At 57.5% G+C, this 17,975-nt stretch carries 10 protein-coding genes and 9 pseudogenes; 8 read left to right on the top strand and 11 right to left on the bottom strand.

All coding sequences use genetic code 11. The features are described 5' to 3' along the window. Positions 1-312, bottom strand: a pseudogene (locus EOA29_RS06715) (IS481 family transposase); the annotation flags it as partial. 161 nt (positions 313-473) lie between these two features. Between EOA29_RS06715 and EOA29_RS06710 the strand changes: the two are divergent. Further along, positions 474-636, top strand: a pseudogene (locus EOA29_RS06710) (helix-turn-helix domain-containing protein); the annotation flags it as partial. A 298-nt stretch (positions 637-934) separates the two neighbouring features. Here EOA29_RS06710 and EOA29_RS06705 read toward each other — a convergent pair. Next, positions 935-1,936, bottom strand: a complete 1,002-nt coding sequence (locus EOA29_RS06705) for a sterol desaturase family protein (protein ID WP_127220567.1) — start codon at positions 1,934-1,936, stop codon at positions 935-937. Positions 1,937-2,413: 477 nt separating this feature from the next. Further along, the gene (locus EOA29_RS06695) at positions 2,414-3,412 is read right to left on the bottom strand and encodes a LacI family DNA-binding transcriptional regulator (RefSeq protein WP_029356473.1); all 999 of its coding nucleotides are present in this window, start codon (positions 3,410-3,412) and stop codon (positions 2,414-2,416) included. 103 nt (positions 3,413-3,515) lie between these two features. Here EOA29_RS06695 and EOA29_RS06690 point away from each other — a divergent pair, with 103 nt between their 5' ends. Beyond that, positions 3,516-4,724 (top strand): FAD-dependent oxidoreductase, encoded by a 1,209-nt coding sequence (locus EOA29_RS06690; protein WP_127220563.1) that lies wholly within the window; start codon positions 3,516-3,518, stop codon positions 4,722-4,724. Positions 4,725-4,728: 4 nt separating this feature from the next. Here the strand turns inward: EOA29_RS06690 and EOA29_RS06685 are convergent, their stop codons facing one another. From EOA29_RS06685 to EOA29_RS06670, 4 genes and pseudogenes are all read right to left on the bottom strand, one after another. Further along, a complete protein-coding gene (locus EOA29_RS06685; RefSeq protein WP_029356472.1) occupies positions 4,729-5,052 on the bottom strand; it encodes a non-heme iron oxygenase ferredoxin subunit in 324 nt (107 codons plus the stop codon). An 18-nt stretch (positions 5,053-5,070) separates the two neighbouring features. Further along, positions 5,071-6,199 (bottom strand): annotated as a pseudogene (locus EOA29_RS06680) (S-(hydroxymethyl)glutathione dehydrogenase/class III alcohol dehydrogenase). 12 nt (positions 6,200-6,211) lie between these two features. Then, the gene (locus EOA29_RS06675; protein WP_029356470.1) at positions 6,212-7,051 is read right to left on the bottom strand and encodes a xylose isomerase; all 840 of its coding nucleotides are present in this window, start codon (positions 7,049-7,051) and stop codon (positions 6,212-6,214) included. A gap of 8 nt (positions 7,052-7,059) precedes the next feature. Continuing rightward, positions 7,060-8,286 (bottom strand): FAD-dependent oxidoreductase, encoded by a 1,227-nt coding sequence (locus EOA29_RS06670; protein ID WP_029356468.1) that lies wholly within the window; start codon positions 8,284-8,286, stop codon positions 7,060-7,062. Positions 8,287-8,428: 142 nt separating this feature from the next. On the opposite strand from EOA29_RS06670, the pseudogene EOA29_RS06665 reads away from it, so the two are divergent. Next, positions 8,429-8,934 (top strand): annotated as a pseudogene (locus EOA29_RS06665) (MFS transporter); the annotation flags it as partial. A gap of 318 nt (positions 8,935-9,252) precedes the next feature. Here EOA29_RS06665 and EOA29_RS06655 read toward each other — a convergent pair. Next, positions 9,253-9,411: a hypothetical protein gene (locus tag EOA29_RS06655; protein WP_240992579.1), complete on the bottom strand. Its 159-nt coding sequence runs from the start codon at positions 9,409-9,411 to the stop codon at positions 9,253-9,255. A gap of 252 nt (positions 9,412-9,663) precedes the next feature. Here EOA29_RS06655 and EOA29_RS06650 point away from each other — a divergent pair, with 252 nt between their 5' ends. The 3 genes and pseudogenes from EOA29_RS06650 to EOA29_RS06640 all read left to right on the top strand — a co-directional run bounded on the left by EOA29_RS06650 (position 9,664) and on the right by EOA29_RS06640 (position 13,198). Continuing rightward, complete coding sequence (locus EOA29_RS06650; protein ID WP_029356464.1) at positions 9,664-10,212, top strand: cupin domain-containing protein; 549 nt, start codon at positions 9,664-9,666, stop codon at positions 10,210-10,212. 285 nt (positions 10,213-10,497) lie between these two features. Next, positions 10,498-11,985: a M81 family metallopeptidase gene (locus tag EOA29_RS06645; RefSeq protein ID WP_127220561.1), complete on the top strand. Its 1,488-nt coding sequence runs from the start codon at positions 10,498-10,500 to the stop codon at positions 11,983-11,985. A gap of 394 nt (positions 11,986-12,379) precedes the next feature. Next, a pseudogene (locus EOA29_RS06640) lies at positions 12,380-13,198 on the top strand (transposase). A gap of 478 nt (positions 13,199-13,676) precedes the next feature. Here EOA29_RS06640 and EOA29_RS06635 read toward each other — a convergent pair. Further along, positions 13,677-14,615 (bottom strand): annotated as a pseudogene (locus tag EOA29_RS06635) (IS481 family transposase). Between the two features lie 208 nt (positions 14,616-14,823). Between EOA29_RS06635 and hisD the strand changes: the two are divergent. Further along, positions 14,824-16,131, top strand: coding sequence for a histidinol dehydrogenase (hisD, locus tag EOA29_RS06630; protein ID WP_029356462.1), 1,308 nt, complete (start codon positions 14,824-14,826; stop codon positions 16,129-16,131). A gap of 330 nt (positions 16,132-16,461) precedes the next feature. On the opposite strand, the pseudogene EOA29_RS06625 reads toward hisD, so the two are convergent. Further along, positions 16,462-17,315: pseudogene (locus EOA29_RS06625) on the bottom strand (IS3 family transposase); the annotation flags it as partial. A gap of 75 nt (positions 17,316-17,390) precedes the next feature. Beyond that, positions 17,391-17,584: pseudogene (locus EOA29_RS06620) on the bottom strand (MFS transporter); the annotation flags it as partial. A gap of 213 nt (positions 17,585-17,797) precedes the next feature. Between EOA29_RS06620 and EOA29_RS06615 the strand changes: the two are divergent. After that, positions 17,798-17,975 (top strand): annotated as a pseudogene (locus EOA29_RS06615) (IS256 family transposase); the annotation flags it as partial.

The following is a 17,975-nucleotide window of genomic DNA, read 5'->3' as shown; positions in this document are numbered from 1 at the left end:
CGCTGCAGGGCGATGCAATGAAGACCGCGTCAGGTGCGGGATGGTCGCTTGAAGCGCATAGAGGCAGTCGTCGAGCGGCAGCAGCGTGTAGCGGCGGAAAGCGACAATGACCGCTCCTCCTCAATCGAGAGCACCGTCGATCTCGGTTCCTTCGGACCAGTCGGTAGATCGGAGACCGAAGCTCGCCTCTTCCATTTCGCAACCGTCTTCTGGTTTGATCCCGTAGCGCTTGGCCAGCGTCCTCAGGCTCTCTTGACTATGTTGTATCGCTCGACGGACCGCCTCTGTCGTAGTGGCGCTCCCATGAAGAATTTAACCCATAGCGCATCCTTTAATTCGGACGCCAAGGATGCCCATCAGAGCCTGGGATCAAACAACTAGGCTAGGCTAGGCTAGGCTGAAGCTTGAGCCGAGGCCGGGCGCGGAGTGGTCAGGGTTCGCAGCGCGGCCTCGGCGTTAGAAAGGACACTGACATGACCAAGGACCAAAAGATCATCCGCGCCAAGGTGGGGCTGCTGGAGCTGGACAAACAGCTCGGCAATGTCAGCCAGGACTGCAAGATGATGCGCTATTCGCGACAGTTACTACCGCTTCAGGGAGCTTTACGAAACCGGCGGCGAACTGGCGCTGCAGGAACGTCGCCGGATAACGAGAGCGTTCCGGCCCAACAGGTAGCTTGTCCAGCCCCACGATCAACGTCTTCATTGTTTCACTCGGGGGCATTGAGACTAGCCAGATTCCAAATGCGCAAAGCGCGCGGCGGGAAACGATGGCTTGTATCCCTGAACGCGAGTTAAGTTGATAACGCCGCGGCCAGCGCCGGTAGCTATCTTATGGCCGGCTTCGCATCCCGGCCCAGCTTCGCCGGCCACGCCGACGATAAGCGCCAGCGATAGGATCACCCAATGGGTGCCGGCCAGCGCCATCGCAAGTTTTAGCTTACCTGCTTGCGCGCGCGTTCCTTGAATCTCCTGTTCATAGCCTCCTGCGCTTCGGGTGAACCATCATGAAACGTCCCAAACCACTTATCGAGAGGGATAAGACCACCAGAGTAGTTACATTCAAAGTACTTGTGATGGAGGTAATGTTGATAGCCATGCGTATCTACGGCTTTCTCTCCCACCACAAGCTTGTCGAATCCTGCGTGCACTTGTGCGGGGTCCAGAGCAGAATGAAACAGATGGAATATCGCGTGAATGGGGTGGGATGGAATCACTACGTAGACCAAAACTCCGGAGAAGTAGAGGAGGTGCTCGATGGGGTGCATCGCCAATCCCGACCAGGGGCCAGGATTCACGTTGTTGTGGTGTAAAGAATGGACCCATCGATACATCGGAGGCCAGTGCAAGAATCGGTGAATAACATAGAAATGCAGATTTTCAATAAATGGGATCAGCAGCAGCAATACTATGCAGTAGATGGGATGCTCCCACCATCCTACGAACGGAATATAACCGTTGGCGAAGAGCCATAACATCCCTGCTTCGTACGCGGTCCAGATAGGCACGCCACTCCCTAGCGACCAAATAACATTGTCCACATTTTGGTGTTTGAACAAGAAGGCTCGATTACCTTTGGCCGGCCATATGCTATTGTACTTAAATTTCTTGCCCTGTAGTTTGAAAGTATAGAGCCTGAGATGCCACGCCCCGTAGACTACCAAGGCTATTAAGATATTCCGCCAGAAGAGGTATGCCAGCCACTCATAGTTGGATGATCTGAGTGTCACTATAGAAGGAGTTAGGTATGCCCAAACTCCGCAGGCGACGAGGGCGTAAGCAATATACCAGGGCAGGATATATCCATCGAATGCAAACAACCACCTGAGAGTGGCTATCGGCCTTAATGGCCACACGAACAATGGTGGATATTTGAGCGGATCGCGTGGCTTCCAGTCGCCACGTTTGTTGCGGGTTCCATATTCTAGATCATCCATAGGCCGCTCCCAACGACGATTTCCTATTCGGAAATGTTAGGTTGGATGACGTGAATAGGCATCACCCTTTCATGATGGTTTTCCATCATCCAGCTACGCACCCTGGCAGCACCTCGGCCTGCGTCTGGTCGAGGAAATGCGCTGGGGCCGATCGGCCTTGGTGGCAGTCGTTCAACCCTGAATTTGTCAGGTTATCGGCGAAGAGTTCTCCGTTATAGACGGGCCATCGGTCCGGATAGTTATAGATGTGAGATCGTGGGACAACAGTATCTTTGTTAATAATCCCGGCCAGTCGGGCGTGCCGAGCTCTACCCATTATCAAGTTTTGACTCCAAACTGGCAACGAGGAGAATATAAACGTTACTGTATTCAGAGCAGCGGATAGAGGGAGAAGTTGACCACCGGATCGTTCTGTTTCGTACACCGACAGAAAGTGAGGCGGCCGAATAGGGGATTGCGTAGCACCGGGTGACAAACTCAGAGCAAGTTATCCCTGATGTGGAGTTGAAATGGAACTCCGTCGGGGATGCTATCGCCTTTCAGGCCAAACCTCCGTCGAAAATGATCGACCGCCCGCGCGATCTGGAGCTCCAGGTTCTGATCAATGACGAGTGTCACCTTGTTGTCGAGCAAGAGGCGCTTGGCGGTCTCGTCAAGTTCGTGGGCGATGAACTTAATCCTACCGATTTGACCAGCGGAAACGAGCCCTTGCTCCACAAGGTGGCTCCCAACGCCTGCGCTGTAGACCGCTCCCACATTATCAATTTGGCGGATTGCGGCAGCGACGCTCTCCCAAAAGGGGCGCTGGCTACGGGCACACTCGACGACTTTGACGTTGCGTGGCTCCGCACCCAACTCTGACCAAGCCTGACGGAATCCGGCCACACGCTCGGCCTCGAACCTGTAATCCAGGTCGCTGCAAGCAATGAGTGTTTCTGCGTCCGCAGCCAGCATCTGCGCCAGAAAAAACGCTGCTGCCCGTCCGGCCCTAAGGTGATCAATGCCGACGTAAGAAAGTCTCGGCGTCGTTGGAAGGTCGGATAGGATTGTCACAACAGGAACTCCAGACGCCGTTTTGGCAGCGATAGCGTCCTGAACCTTCGCCGTTTCGGGTGCAAACACGATCAAGGCATCGCTTTTCGACTCGAAGATCGCCCCCGCCAAGGCGGCCGAGCGCTTTGCCGGCAGGAACCGCCGCTGCAAGGTAACAGCGCTTCCCAGCTCGGGAATGAGGGATTCAACGGTAGCATTTATGCGCGAGGCACTGCTGCTATCCGGCGTGATCATGATAATTTCGAAGCGCAATCGCCGGGAGTAGGGTGAGGGCAGGGGGCGTTTCATCTGGAGCTGGCGCGCAGCGTCAATCACGCGAATGGCAGTGCTCGGGGAAACGCCGCCCCGTTCATTGAGGACGCGGTCCACCGTAGCGAGACCAACGCCGGCGAGCCGGGCAACGTCCTTGAGGTTCTTTCGCACCACTTGCTCCCTCGGATTGTCAAAGTCTAAGGGCTGCCAATCCATCCTTTGACAATTTAGTCTATGTCGTTGCATGTCCAAGCGATATCGTGTGGTGAGGCAAATGCGGAAGAAGATCGTAATCATCGGGGGTGGCCAAGCCGGCGGGCGACTTTCTCAGCTGCTGGCAAAAGAAGCCGACAGTCTCGAAACGACCCTCATTTTTGATGAGCCGTATCCGCCGTATGAACGTCCACCCCTTTCGAAGTCCGTCATCATCGGCGGATCCACGCTCGAAAAGCACTTGATCTGGCGCCCAGAGAGCGCCGCGTGGACAGCAATTAGCATAAAGGCCGGGGTTCAGGCGCTATCCATCAACAGAGACAAGAAGGAAGTCAGTTTGGCCGATGGAGAGGCCGTGGCCTACGACAAGTGTGTGATTGCCACAGGATCCAGCGTCAGGCCTCTGACTGTCCCCGGCGGCGATCTGCGTGACGTTTTGAAACTCAGGACATACGACGACGCGCTTGCGGTCGCTTCCCGACTTGGTGACATCCGGAAACTGTTGATCATTGGCGGCGGCTTTATAGGCCTCGAGGTTGCCTCAGCCATGCGTGGCCTGGGTATCGATACGCGGGTCGTGGAGGCTTCAGATCGACTGCTGTCGAGGATTGTTCCCCGCCAGATAGCTGGCAAGCTGCTTGAAAGGCATCGCGCGGCAGGCGTCACATTCAATTTCATGACCATGGTCGAGCGGTTCATACACGACCGCAATAAAGCGCTTAAGGCCGCCGTATTGTCTAACGGCGAGACGGTTGAGTGCGATCTCGCGCTCGTTGGGGTTGGGGTTTACCCGAACGTCGCTCTTGGCGAGGACGCGGGCCTTGAGATCGACGTTGGAATATGTACGGATCAGGGCCTAGTCACGTCGGACAAGGATATTCTGGCTTGTGGTGATGTGGCGTCGTTCTGGCATCCCATATTTGACCGTCGAATCCGTGTGGAAGCCTGGCAGAATGCTGAGGATCACGCGGCGATTGCCGCGGCCTCGCTGTGCGGTCTTGCTGTCCCGAATCCGTCGGTGCCGTTCTTTTGGTCCGACCAATATGAACTGTCATTGCAGCTGATGGGAATGCCACACTTAGGCGTACTGGTGCAGGAAGTCAAAATGGTCGACGGATCGGTCATTTTGGTCCACTCCAACGGGTGGGGTGTTGTGGTCGGGGCGACCGGCTACGGAATCGCCGAGAGCATCGGCAGGGAAATGCGGCGGATCAGGGGAGTGATCAGCCGCTCCGGCTCGACGGACTTTGGATCCGTGGCTGTTGGATAAGTGCCTATCCCTCGACCTGGACGAATACCGATCCGTTTTCCACCTTAACCGGGAAGATTTTGACGGCGTCACAGACAGGCGCGCCGAGCGGATCGCCCGTTCTGACATCGAATCTTCCCGAATGCCTCGGACATTCAATCACGCCGTGTTCGAGAAACCCTTCGGACAAATAGGCGTGCTCGTGCGTGCAGATATTCGAGCTGGCAAAGAACTCATCGCCACCAAGTCGGTAAATGGCATAGCTCAGGCCCTCATGGTCCCACCGCACTACATCATCGACCGGCACGTCAGTGATACCAACCGCTTCAACCCATTTTTCGTTCGCCATTTTTGAAAATGCTCCTCCTTAATAAACGACTACACCGCGAATGCTTTCGCCCTGGTGCATCAGCTCGAAACCCTTGTTGATGTCGCCGAGCGGCGTGGTGTGGGTGATCATCGGATCGATCTGGATCTTGCCGTCCATGTACCAATCGACAATCTTGGGCACGTCAGTGCGGCCACGTGCGCCGCCGAAGGCGGTGCCCATCCAGGTCCGGCCGGTCACCAGCTGGAAGGGGGCGGGTGGAGATTTCCTGGCCGGCGCCGGCCACGCCGCGATGATTACCGACTTGCCCCAACCACGATGGCTGGCTTCCAGCGCTTGGCGCATCACCTTGGTGTTGCCGGTGCAGTCGAACGTATAGTCGGCCGCCGATCTGGTCGGCACCGCGCTTGGTCAGGTTGACGAGATACGGGACGATATCGCCATCGACTTCCTTCGGATTGACGAAGTGAGTCATGCCGAAGCGCTCGCCCCAGGCCTTGCGGTCATTGTTGATGCCGACGCCGATGATCATGTCGGCACCGGCCAGTTTCAGACCCTGCAGCACATTGAGGCCGATGCCGCCGAGGCCGAAGACCACGGCCGTGGCACCGATCTCCACCTTGGCGGTGTTGATCACCGCGCCGATGCCGGTGGTAACGCCGCAGCCGATATAGCAGATCTTGTCGAACGGCGCGTCCTCACGCACCTTGGCGACGGCGATTTCCGGCAGCACAGTGAAATTGGCGAAGGTCGAGCAGCCCATATAGTGATGGATCTTGTCCTTGCCGATCGAGAAGCGCGAGGTCCCATCCGGCATGACGCCCTGGCCCTGGGTGGCGCGGATGGCGGTGCAAAGGTTCGTCTTACGGGAAAGGCGAGACGGGCAGGAGCGGCATTCCGGCGTATAGAGCGGGATGACATGGACACCCTTCTTGACTGAGGTGACGCCCGGTCCGACATCGACGACGATGCCCGCGCCTTCATGGCCGAGGATGGCCGGAAACAGGCCTTCCGGATCGGCGCCGGAAAGGGTGAAACCGTCGATGTGGCAAATGCCGGTTGCCTTGACCTCGATCAGCACTTCACCGGCCCTCGGGCCTTCGAGCTGTACGCTCATGATTTCGAGCGGGTTGCCGGCCTGTGTGGCCACGGCAGCGCGAACGGCCATGGAAATTCCCCACTATTGATTTATGATTGAATTTTTCCATACCCGCGCAATGTGATCCTTCAGCAGAAGCGACTCTGCCCAGCGATCAACCGTGTCCTCGCCATCCGGCCCGGTGATGGCATACGGTTTTGGCCCTAATTCGCAGGTAAACGAAAGGGAGTCGTCTTTGCTCGCTCGCTGCTGCCAGCTTCGAAAGCCGTATTCCCACCAGGACAGGAACTGATCCACCCACATTTTATGCTGCGGGTAGGAGATTTCGATCTGAACTTGTTCGCGCGTTGCCACCCGGCCATGAAAGGCCCAGGAATTATCGAGAATGCGGTGAATCTCGACATGATGCTCATCGGGAATGGGCCAGGCGAACTCACGCCCAACAACAAAGTGCGATAGATCGCCTAGGAGCCTAAGATCAGGGAAGCAATCCAATAGGTCCAGTGTGAAGTGGAGATCGGTCGTCATGCGGTCGCGATGGGTCTCGATATAGACTTCGACGCCCGCTTCATGGGCGAGCCGGCGCCATCCTTCGAGCAAGGGGATACATTCCTGAACGCGTCGCGGCCGCACGTCCGGCTGCAGATCGATGTGGTGAACGCCGAATTCTACGGCATTTTCAAGCACCGGCTTGAGGTCGTCGACGGTCCTCGGAAAGCATTGCCCTTCGGCTTGCATGCCGTTGTCCTTGAGCAACGCGGATAGCTTCTTGACGAAGCTGCGGTCGCGCCAATCGGCACTCACCCCTTGGAAGCCAGCCTTGAATATCTTGTCGATATTGTCCTCAAGTGTGCGTTCCGGATAGCGGGCACTGCGCAATTCCATGGACCAAAGCGACTGGAAGATCAGGAGATTTTGCATGTCTAACTCTACGCTGCCTGTTGAACCTGAAGTAGCTCCCGAAGGTCAGCTACAGCGCAAACAGTTCCGGGCGGTGGGGACATACCCCGCTGGAGCATTGTTGACCCCACCCGGACCGCCTTCGCGACGACCCCGATCGCGCCGTAAGCGCTAACTGCGACCAGCGTTTCCCGATCATGATGGAAAGCAGCGATGCTGCCCGACGCCAGGGGCCTGAGGGTTATGGATTGGTCCGGCGCCGGCCAGCCGGCCGCTTGGATGACTTTATCGAACTGATCCGACCACATCCACGGCACCATTTCATAAGGAACCTGATGGCCCAGCATGTTCCTGGCCACGAGTTCGCCTTGATCCTCGGCATTTTTCCAGCATTCAAGTCGCTGAGGTCGCAAGGATTCGTCCCGTCGAATAGAGCTGACATCGCCGGCAGCGAAAATCGCCGGATCGCTTGTGCGAAGGAATTCGTCCACAACGATGCCGTTGTCGATTTCCAACCCAGAGGCCTCGGCCAGCGCAGTTTCAGGGCTCACTCCGATAGAAACCAGCAGAACGTCACAAGGAATTTCTTCGCCGGACGCCAAGCGAACGCCTTTGACATAAGCGTCTCCTACGATACCTTCCACAGAAGTGCCGAGTCGGAACTGAATGCCCGCGGCTTCATGATCTTTGCGGACTTCCGAGGCAATTTCCGCAGGCACGACTCTTGCGAGGAGGCGTGGGGCTATCTCTATAACAGTGACCCCACAACCCTTGCCCACAGCCGACGCCGCAACCTCTAGACCGATCAAACCGCCACCGATTATGACCAACCGTTTGCCGGCGAGCAAAGTGTCGCGCAATGCTTCAGCGTGGACTGCCGACCGTAGCGTCATCACGCCGGCGGCAAGAGGCCTGCCGAAATCCAACGTGCGCGGCTTCGCCCCAGTCGCGATCAGAAGGCTCTCATACGTGAGGGATTGGCCGTTCGACAAAGCCAGGGTCTTCTGGGTGCGGTCGATCGTCGTTACACGCACATCTTCATGGCAGAAAGTGGCGTCGTCCTCCAGCCAAGCGCTCCGCAGCAGCGGGAGTTGTGATATCTCCTTCTGCTGCAATAGCACGGATTTCGAAAGTGGCGGCCGCTCGTAGGGCGCGCGCTCCTCTCCATTGATGAGATGTATGGGTCCGGCCCAACCGTGAGGGCGCAGGGATTGTGCAGCCCTGCAGCCCGCGTGCCCGGCACCGATGATGACCATGCCTCTTTCCAAAGCGGTTCCTCCTGCTGAGCACCAAATTGGTGATTACCTTGACGACAGAAGGATTTGCACGCAGAACGGTTAAACTCCATGCTCGAAAATGAGGGGTTTCCCTCTTTTGCCCGGGCCTCACAAAATGGAAACGGGCGCCGAGAATCATTTCCTGGCCTGGGCGCTGGAGGGCTCCGCTGGAGCCTTGCTGCTGGTCCCCGGAGCCGGCGTCCTGTTTCCGCTTCGCGGGCGCCGCGAGGCCGAGCCCGATCCTTTGGAGGATTCGACGCCCCGGCAGTCGCGCTTCATCTGAAGCCGAGAAGCGCTCTGATAGTGGTAAAGGTCGAATATCTGATCAATGAAGAGAACATCGAGGCTTTCCTGGAAGTCATGCGCGAGCGCCGGCATGTACAGAGCCGCGTCGGTGCTCGGCACTGGACTCTCCAACGCAACCTGCAGGAGCCTATAGAGTGGACGGAGACATTCCGCACGCCGACCTGGACCGACTACCTTCGCCTGAATCATCGTCTCACGGAAGCAGACAAGGAACTGGACGAGAAAGGAAAGCATGCACCGCAAATAACGTTGTCAATCGAGCGGCCAACAAGTGCCCCGCGCAAGCCCGAGCCATCAACAGCTTTTTTCCCTCGCCATTGAACCGGAGGGAACAAACGTCAGGTCGAATTTGATGCGCAATGCAGGCTGCATAAAGATACATAAGAAGGGACGTCAATGCAGCAAACAACGCCGAGAAGGCCACAAGCGATGGCTGCCGTCGAGTATCTAACAAACAGAATGTAGCGGACCTCATGCCAACATATCTTGACGGGCTGACGGCATGCGAGTGCCTGGAGCTATACCGAACGCGGCCGGCCTCGCCCGTTGAAGTCGTCGATGAATGTCTCAGCCGCATCGACGCCAACAACCCGACATTGAACGCATTTTGCGTGGTCGATCACCAAGAGGCTATGTCTGTTACCCGGGCTTCAGAGGGGGCTGGATGAACAGCCGAGCCCGGCAGTCGTTCTTCACTCGGCCGGAGCGCAACGTCTTGCCGCTACTGTCCTGCACCACCAGACGACTGTAGGATTGGTGATAGTCCACGCCGATATGATATTCGTCCGAGGCAGTCATGCTTCCAAATCCCTTATTGAGATCATGCGAACCAATAAGCTAAGCCGAAAGGCTGGAAGGGTGACTGGCCCTCGATCATCATCTGCATCTTAGTGGATCCATCCTCTCAGTGGGCGCGGCCTCATTCGCCCAATTGCGCCGAAACCACGTGTTCAGTATTTTCACTGCTCGGCAGCTGTGCATCTGTGTTGTTTCAGTGCTCGCGCTGGGTGCCCTACTCGGCGCACATATTGAAGACAGCAGGAGGTCCCAATGCCTAAGATCGGAAGCAAGCTCCGGGAGCTGAGGCGCCGGCGCGATCTGGGCGTTCGAGAACTGGCTATTCGATCCGGCCTCTCTCATTCCACGGTCTCCTTAATGGAACGGGATAAAATGAGCCCCTCGATCGACACCCTTGGGGCCGTGTTGGATGCCCTTGGAACGACGCTTACAGGGTTCTTTTCTGACCTCCAGTCGAGTCTGCCCTACACTCCGTTCTACTCGGCCGCCGATCTTGTGGAGATAGGAAAGGTTGAGACGATCTCATACCGGGTGATCGGGCTGGATCACCCCAACCGGCAGCTGCTCATGCTTCAAGAGAGATATGCCATAGGAGCAGACTCTGGCGAAGAGTTCACGCATGCAGCGCAGGAGGCCGGAATGGTCATCTCCGGTGCAGTTGAGGTCACCGTGGGAGATCAAAAGAAGGTTCTGCGTGCCGGCGACGGCTATTATTTTGACAGCCGTTTGCCGCACAGGTTCCGCAACGTCCACGACCAGGAAAGCGAGATCCTGAGCGCAATCACGCCGCCCACATACTAAGACGATCCCTGGCGGTTGCAACTATGGTGAAGTTCGACCGGCGGAAACTCTCACAGGGTCAACAGATGTGAAGCATTGGGCTTCCTGTTTTGGTTTGTTTGCCCGAGCGTGCCACCGGGTTGTTAGGCAAATCACGACAATGTTCAACGCTCTGGCGGCAGGCGAGCCAAAAAGCCGGCAAGTCGAGGACGAGATTGCGGTGAGTTTATTAACCGCGCAGGGCGAGGTACTTGCTAGGGCAGCCTCCGGTGTTAGCCTCCGGGAAAACAATAAACGAGGTGTACCATGGCTAAGAGGCGCGTTCTAACGGGGGGTATTGCCCAAGAATCCCACAGTTTCAATCCTATCATCACTCGTCGCGAGCGCTTCACGATTATTGAGGGCCAAGGTGCCGTTGAGCATAATCGCGGAGCAAATTCCACGTTCGGCGGGGTTATCGACTCTGCTCATGAAGCTGGCGTTGAGCTGATTGTCCCCACCCTTTTCCGGGCGCAATCTGGTGGACCCGTGGACAACGTAGTCTTCGCTGAAGTGACAGACATCATGGTTGAAGCGGCGAAGCGGGGCGACTTCGACGCTATCGTACTTCCTCTGCACGGCGGCATGCTTACCGAGACCCTGGCGGACCCAGAGGGTTTCTTGATCGAGCGACTCCGTACCGTCGTTGGCAATGAGGTCCCGATCACGGCGGCATTCGACCTACATGCTCACGTGAAAGAAAGCACACTGGAGCCCCTCGATTTCCTTTCGGGTTATTTGACAAACCCGCACGAGGATCAGTCGGCCACCGCCAAGCGGGCTTTCCGCGCGGCGATGGGAATTCTTGACGGCACGTTCGATCCGGTTCTCGCCGCCACCTTCCTACCGATGCTGACGTTGGGCAATGACACTACCCTCTCCGGCCCGCTCGTCGAGATACATGCCTACGCCCACAATGCAGTGGAGCAGGGCCGGATTTGGGATGCATCCATTTTCAACTCTCAGCAATTCATGGACGTCGCCTCGATAGGGCAGACCGTATTGGCCTATGGAAACGGCGAAGTTGATCAGGCGCGGAAGGTTGCAAATGACATCATGAAAATGATCTGGGACTACCGTGACGATCTGATCAAAAAGTATCCGGCCCTCCAAGAGCAGTTGAAGGACATCGAACAGTCGGATCGTCCGATCATTATAGGTGATCAGGGGGACCGGGTGATTGCAGGCGGCCCAGGTGATAGCACTTATATCCTGAACTACCTACTGGAAAGCAAGATCAACGTCGAAACTTACTTTCCGATCTATGATCCCGAGGCCGTTGCAACGTGCGATCGCGCGGGCATCGGAGGTGAGATCTTCCTAAAGTTCGGGGGAAAATACTCCAGCGCAAGCCCGAGCGTGACCGCCAAAGGCAAGGTTATCAGTCTGGGTGCGAATGTGCCTGTCTTGTACGACGGCCCTTCGGATCGCGGCACGAAAACGTACATTGAAAAATACGCGGTCTTCAAGGTGGGGAACATCAGCGTACTACTCACAAACCAGCCGTATTCCTATGTGGATCCCGACTATTTCAGAGCCGTGGGTCTCGATCCTGAGAAGGCCAAAATCATAGTCACTCGCTCCGGCTATCACTTTCAGCTGAATTTCGCCAAAATTGGCCGAGTGGTTACAGTAGATACGCCTGGCATGAGTTCGTACTACGTTGATCAGTTTCCTTGGCGGCACGCGCGGCCGTTCTATCCTGTCGACAAGATCGAGTTCGAGCCACGACAGTATACCCGCCTTCGCGTCTAACGGGTCCGCTGCATAGATGCCGCTGGACGGTTCTAACAGCCTCGCCAAATCAAAGGAGGTCCATCTTGTGATCCTGGATTGGGATCAATGGCATGACACCGTGCCTTTTGACGTTTATGAGCGGCGGAAACGACCGGCGATCCCGTCGATCACCTCGAAAGCTAATGGCCGAGTAGTGGATTTCTAAGCATTCTGACCAGAGCTGGATAAGACGCTTCCCTGTTCGAGCGGCGGTCACCGTGGGCGACCACCTTAGAACCCTGGCTAGGTGTTTAGATGGGGTATTCGGCTTTGCCCCACGTCTTGAACGGGTGTTTGAGGGTGCTGCGCTTCGAGCTGATGATAAAACGTGGTCTGCGTGAACAGCCACAAGCATCAGGAATGGAAGCGCAGCATGAAGCATTATGCCGGACTGGACGTCTCCGTGAAAAGACGACCGTTTGCATCGTGGATGAAGGAGGCCGAATTTGCCGAGAGATGTGTTGCGAGCCATCCGGACGATCTTGTTGAGGCGTTGAAGAACCCCGCCTGGAATCTGGCCCGGATCGGGCTTGAAGCTGGTCCCTTATCACAATGGTTGTTCAGTGGTCTGGCGGGAGCCGGACTACCTGCAATCTGCATCGAAACCCGTCATGCGAAGGCCTTTCTCAAGGCGCAGGTCAACAAGACCGACCGCAATGATGCGCGCGGCATCGCGCAGATGATGCGGGTTAATTTGTTCCGGCCCGTGCACGTCAAGACGCTGATGAGCCAGAAACGCCGGGCGCTGTTGACAGCCCGCAAGTTGCTGCAGGAAAAGGCCATCGCAATTGAGAACGACATTCGAGGCCTGTTGCGTAACTTCGGTCTCAAGGTTGGCATTGTCGGCGCTGCCAAATTTGCGGATCGCATCCAGGACCTTTCCGGCGACATTCCGGAGCTACGTGACATTATGGAGGTGTTGCTCGCCGCTCGGCAGAAACTTCGCGAGCAGTTCACGGTACTGCATGAAAGGCTGTTGTCGATCGTGAAGGGTGACACGGTTTGCAGACGGTTGATGACCGTCCCTGGTGTCGGACCTGTCGTTGCGCTGGCTTTCAAGGCTACGGTCGACATTCCTGCCCGCTTCAAGAATTCGAAGGCCGTAGGCCGGCTCTCGGGTTGACGCCGCGCTTGCATCAATCAGGCGAGGACAATCGCGTCGGACGTGTTTCCCTGTGCGGTGACGCCATGATGCGAACGCTACTTTATGAAGCCGCGCAAGTCTTGCTGACGGTGGTGAAAAGTGGTCATGGCTGAAAGCTTGGGCGATGAACGTCGCTAAGCGCCGGGGCCGACAAAGAGCGACCGTTGCCCTTGCTCGCAGATTGGCTGTCATCATGCACAGAATATGGTCCGACGGCAGTGAGTTCCGCTGGGCGCGAGAGGAAGCGACGGCGGTGATATAGCCGGGTCAACCAAACGAAAGGGAGAAGATCCGATAACGAGATCCGCCAGGGGCGGATGAATGTCCTTCGCGGGACGGAGGATGAAGAGAGGACGTGCCGGGACTCGTTTCCACCGCCGCAACATGGTGAGAACGCTGTTTAGATGTCCTCTTCACTCCAACTGATCCCATGCTGGGAGGGCCAACGCGCCGATCCCGAAGAGAAGCAAGGCCTCGCGAAAGACATCAAATGCCCGTGGTAGAGGAAGCTTGAAAGCGATTGACTTCAACACGCCGAATAGAGAAGTCCCGGCATTTGCTGGAGCGGGTCAAGCTTGAAGCGTTCTGGTTGTGACGCCCATGCCTTGCAAATGAACTCGTAGGGCGTGAGGCCCTTGAGGGTCTTGAGCCTGCGGGCGAAGTTGTAGGCGGCGACGAAGTCGGTGAGATGCTGCCGGAGCTGATCGTGGCTCTCATAGCAGAAGCGCTTGACGGTGGCGTCCTTGATAGTTCGGTTCATCCTCTCGACCTGGCCGTTGGTCCACGGATGCCTAGCCTTGGTCGTGCGGTGCTCGATGTCGTTCCTGGCGCAGGCGTATTCGAAGGCGTGAGCGCGGAAGATCTCGCCATTGGCGATTGCCTCCTTGATCAGCGGCACCGCCGAGCCACCGGCACCGGGGGTGGTGATGCCATTGTCGGTAAGCACGGTGTGGATCTTGTAGGGCACGGCCGCGATCAACCGCAGTAGAAAGTCTCTTGATACGGCTGTGGGGGCCTTCTCGTGCAACTCGACGAAGGCGAACTTCGAGGTGCGGTCGATAGCGACGAACATGTGCAGTTGCCCTGCTCGGTCCTGACCTCGGCAATGTCGATGTGAAAGTAGCCGATCGGGTAGCTCTTGAATTTCCTCTTCGCCGGTTTGTCGCCCTCGACATCCGGGAGCCGACCGATGCCGTGGCGCTGCAGGGCGATGCAATGAAGACCGCGTCAGGTGCGGGATGGTCGCTTGAAGCGCATAGAGGCAGTCGTCGAGCGGCAGCAGCGTGTAGCGGCGGAAAGCGACAATGACCGCTCCTCCTCAATCGAGAGCACCGTCGATCTCGGTTCCTTCGGACCAGTCGGTAGATCGGAGACCGAAGCTCGCCTCTTCCATTTCGCAACCGTCTTCTGGTTTGATCCCGTAGCGCTTGGCCAGCGTCCTCAGGCTCTCTTGACTATGTTGTATCGCTCGACGGACCGCCTCTGTCGTAGTGGCGCTCCCATGAAGAACTTAACCCATAGCGCATCCTTTAATTCGGACGCCAAGGATGCCCATCAGAGCCTGGGATCAAACAACTAGGCGGTGAATATATTGAACGCGTGCTCGCCGGGCACTTGTCAACTGCTTTTGTTCCACGATGCTAGCGTCCATCATCGCACATAAGGAGGTTTTGATGACGTCGCGTCTTGAAGCGCTGAAAGGCAAATTTACCCAAATTAAGCGGCCCTCTCGGGACGCCGTCTCGGACACGGCCCCGGTCGAGAAAACCGTCAAGGAGATCATTGCGAACGTTCGCACACGTGGGGACGCTGCGGTTCGTGATTACTCGCTTGCCTTCGACAAGGCTGACGTCACCAACTTCGAAATCACCGAGGAGGAGAAGCAGAAAGCTGTCGCCGATCTCGATCCGCAGACCCGAGAAGACACGGAATTTGCCATCGCTAACGTCCGGCGCTTCGCCGAGGCACAGTTGAAAACCATTCTCCCCCTCGAAATCGAAAGCTTGCCGGGACTTCATCTTGGTCACCGCGTCATTCCGATTGAAATCGTTGGCTGCTATGTGCCTGGTGGCCGTTACTCGCTCCTGTCTGCGCCGATCATGACCCTCGTACCGGCCAAGGTCGCAGGCTGTGATCAGGTAATCGCCTGTCTTCCGCCGAACGCTCACCCTGCGATGATCGCAGGTTGTCATCTTGCCGGTGCAGACCGCATTTTCCGCGTCGGTGGAGCCCAGGCGATTGCGGCCATGGCATACGGCACCGAGACGATTCCGGCAGTCGACAAGATCGTTGGTCCGGGCAACGCCTTCGTCAACGAAGCAAAGCGTCAGGTGTTCGGTCAGGTCGGGATCGACCAGCTCGCTGGCCCGAGCGAGATATTCATCGTCGCCGACGAGACAGGCAATGCAGCAACCATCGCGACCGATCTGCTGGCGCAGGCCGAGCACGACGTCCGCACCCGCGTTGGGCTCGTGACGACTGATCGCAAGCTTGCTGAAGACGTTCTCGAGGAAGTCGAAAGGCAGCTGGAAGACCTGCCGACGGCTCCGGTAGCGGGCGCCGCGTGGAAAGATTATGGCGAAATTACCGTTGTGGAGGACGAAGACACGATGATTGCCTATTCGGACTACATCGCGACGGAGCATCTGCAGGTCCACACACGCAATCCCCAAGCAACCGCCATGAAGCTTCGAAACTACGGCTCGCTCTTCATCGGTGAACTCGCCAGCGTCGTCTATTCGGACAAGTGCTGCGGTACGAACCACACCCTACCGACGATGGCCGCAGGTCGCTACACCGGCGGTCTTTGGGTTGGCTCCTACGTTAAGATCGCCACCCACCAGTGGCTGGACGAGCGCGGCGTCGCCGCGGTGGCTCCGGCTGCCGTGCGTCAGAGCGCGTCTGAAAAGCTGGAAGGACATCGCCGTGCTGCCGCGCTGCGGCTTAGCCCAAGCAACTGGCCTCAGTTGGTTGAGTCATGACAGCGTCGGTTTGGCACATTGAGGTCCGTGCAGATGGCCCCGGCAAATCTGATTTGCCGTAGAGGAGATCAAAAACCTGGTCATTACGAGGTCCGCTCGGCGCAATCGAACTCTTCCACCTCATAATAACGCAGCGTGAACAGCGGCCAGATTAGACTTGCTCGACTGGCCCTCGCTTCAATGGTGATCGAGGTACCTCAATGGAACTGAGGGCCCAATAACTCACAGAGGCGGTAATCATTCCTGCCTCGTCTCAAGAGGAGGCATGCCGTGAGGACTGCCCGGCGCGATGTAGTGCCATTCGACGCCGGTCTGCTGGCACCATCGCAGGACCGCCATTGAGGTCAATTCCGTGCCGTTGTCGGAACGAATGTGGCGGGGGCACGCCGCGCAGGATGAACAGGTCCGAGAGCGTGTCGATCGCGTCGACGGCTTTCAGCTTCCGTCCGATCCTGATCGTCAGGCATTCTCGAGTGAACTCGATGATGTTGAGCATGCGGAAGCTCCTTCGTCGTGGGTGCGGTCCTGGGCGAAGTCATAGGACCAGACATGGTTGGGATGTGGGCCGAAGTCGGATGCAGGAGTTCTCGTTGCACCATAGCCGATCGCGCTTGGGCTGCTTGTGCGGAACCTTCAGCCCCTCGCGTCGCCAGATCCTCTCGACCCGATTGCGGTCCACCACCCAGCCGGCTCGATGCAGCATCGCCGTGATGCGATGATAGCCCTGGCGGCCATACTGAGTGGCGAGCGCAATGATGTCGGCGGTCAGCGCCGCTTCACCGTCAGGTCTCGTGGGATCTTGCGCTACGTCGATCGATGCTGGCCCAGAACCAGGCAGGCCCGTCGCTCCGACACCCCTAGTTCGGCAACCACATGATCCACACAGGCACGGCGGCGCGCGGGGTTTAGTAGTTTCCCCGCGCAGCCTCGGCCAGGATTGTCTTGTCCAGCGTCAGATCCGAGATCGCGCGCCGGAGCCTGGTGTTCTCGGCCTCCAGTTCCTTCAGACGCTTCACCTGGTCGCCTTTCAGGCCACCATATTCCTGCCGCCACCGGCAATATGTAACTTCCGTCACGCCTATCGACCGAACCGCTTCCGCGACCGGACGCCCCTGCGATGTCAGCACGTCAACCTGACGCAGCTTCGCGACAATCTCTTCTGCTGTGTGCCGTTTCCTGGCCATCTCTGCACTCCTCAATCGGCTCAAAAACCATACCTAGGTGAGGACCACTTCAATGGGGGCAGACCATTCGGATTAAGCCTGCACCAGCGCAACCATCAGATCGGAAGACGAAATCGTTGCCATCAGACAGCTGATGGCAACAGTCTGCATCAGCCGCCGAGGCAGGAGACTTGAGAGGCCAACCAGATCGAGCGAAACGTCGGATTCCTGAGCGGCGCAAACGTCGCTGGCGAAACTACATCCGCATCTGCGTTCGCCGCCCTGCTCATTGCTCCGACCGATTGTGTTCCGCCGAGCTAAACCACTTGGCGCGACACGATCCAATGGTCGTGTCCCACCGCGTGGTGTAGGTCGGCGATAGCGAAGCCGCTCGCGAGCGCGCCTTCAACAGCGCTGTAGCGAGCGAGCGGCGTAGCGGCGGTCATCGATGTTCTTCGGTAGGGTTGGGTTGCTGACACAACCTGATTCGAAGGGAACCACCGATGACCAACGACATGATGAACCTGCGCACGCTCGTAGAGAAGACCCCCGACGCCGATATCCTGCGCGAGATGATCGGCTTTGCCGCCGAGCGGCTGATGGAGCTGGAGGTGGGCGCCGCCACCGGCGCGGCCCATGGCGAGAAGAACCCGCTGCGGCTTGTCCAGCGCAACGGCTACC

The organism is Mesorhizobium sp. M1E.F.Ca.ET.063.01.1.1 (assembly GCF_003998155.1).
GTDB lineage: Bacteria > Pseudomonadota > Alphaproteobacteria > Rhizobiales > Rhizobiaceae > Mesorhizobium.
The sequence above is the reverse complement of the archived record's forward strand: the minus strand, read 5'-3'. Positions and strand labels throughout refer to the sequence as shown.

What these genes read in the sequence shown, in the direction of transcription:
- hisD (WP_029356462.1), top strand. Translation starts at nt 14,824, where the DNA reads ATGACGTCGCGTCTTGAAGCGCTGAAAGGCAAATTTACCCAAATTAAG.
- EOA29_RS06650 (WP_029356464.1), top strand. Translation starts at nt 9,664, where the DNA reads ATGCCTAAGATCGGAAGCAAGCTCCGGGAGCTGAGGCGCCGGCGCGAT.
- EOA29_RS06670 (WP_029356468.1), bottom strand. Translation starts at nt 8,286, where the DNA reads ATGGTCATCATCGGTGCCGGGCACGCGGGCTGCAGGGCTGCACAATCC.
- EOA29_RS06685 (WP_029356472.1), bottom strand. Translation starts at nt 5,052, where the DNA reads ATGGCGAACGAAAAATGGGTTGAAGCGGTTGGTATCACTGACGTGCCG.
- EOA29_RS06645 (WP_127220561.1), top strand. Translation starts at nt 10,498, where the DNA reads ATGGCTAAGAGGCGCGTTCTAACGGGGGGTATTGCCCAAGAATCCCAC.
- EOA29_RS06675 (WP_029356470.1), bottom strand. Translation starts at nt 7,051, where the DNA reads ATGCAAAATCTCCTGATCTTCCAGTCGCTTTGGTCCATGGAATTGCGC.
- EOA29_RS06705 (WP_127220567.1), bottom strand. Translation starts at nt 1,936, where the DNA reads ATGGATGATCTAGAATATGGAACCCGCAACAAACGTGGCGACTGGAAG.
- EOA29_RS06690 (WP_127220563.1), top strand. Translation starts at nt 3,516, where the DNA reads ATGCGGAAGAAGATCGTAATCATCGGGGGTGGCCAAGCCGGCGGGCGA.
- EOA29_RS06655 (WP_240992579.1), bottom strand. Translation starts at nt 9,411, where the DNA reads ATGACTGCCTCGGACGAATATCATATCGGCGTGGACTATCACCAATCC.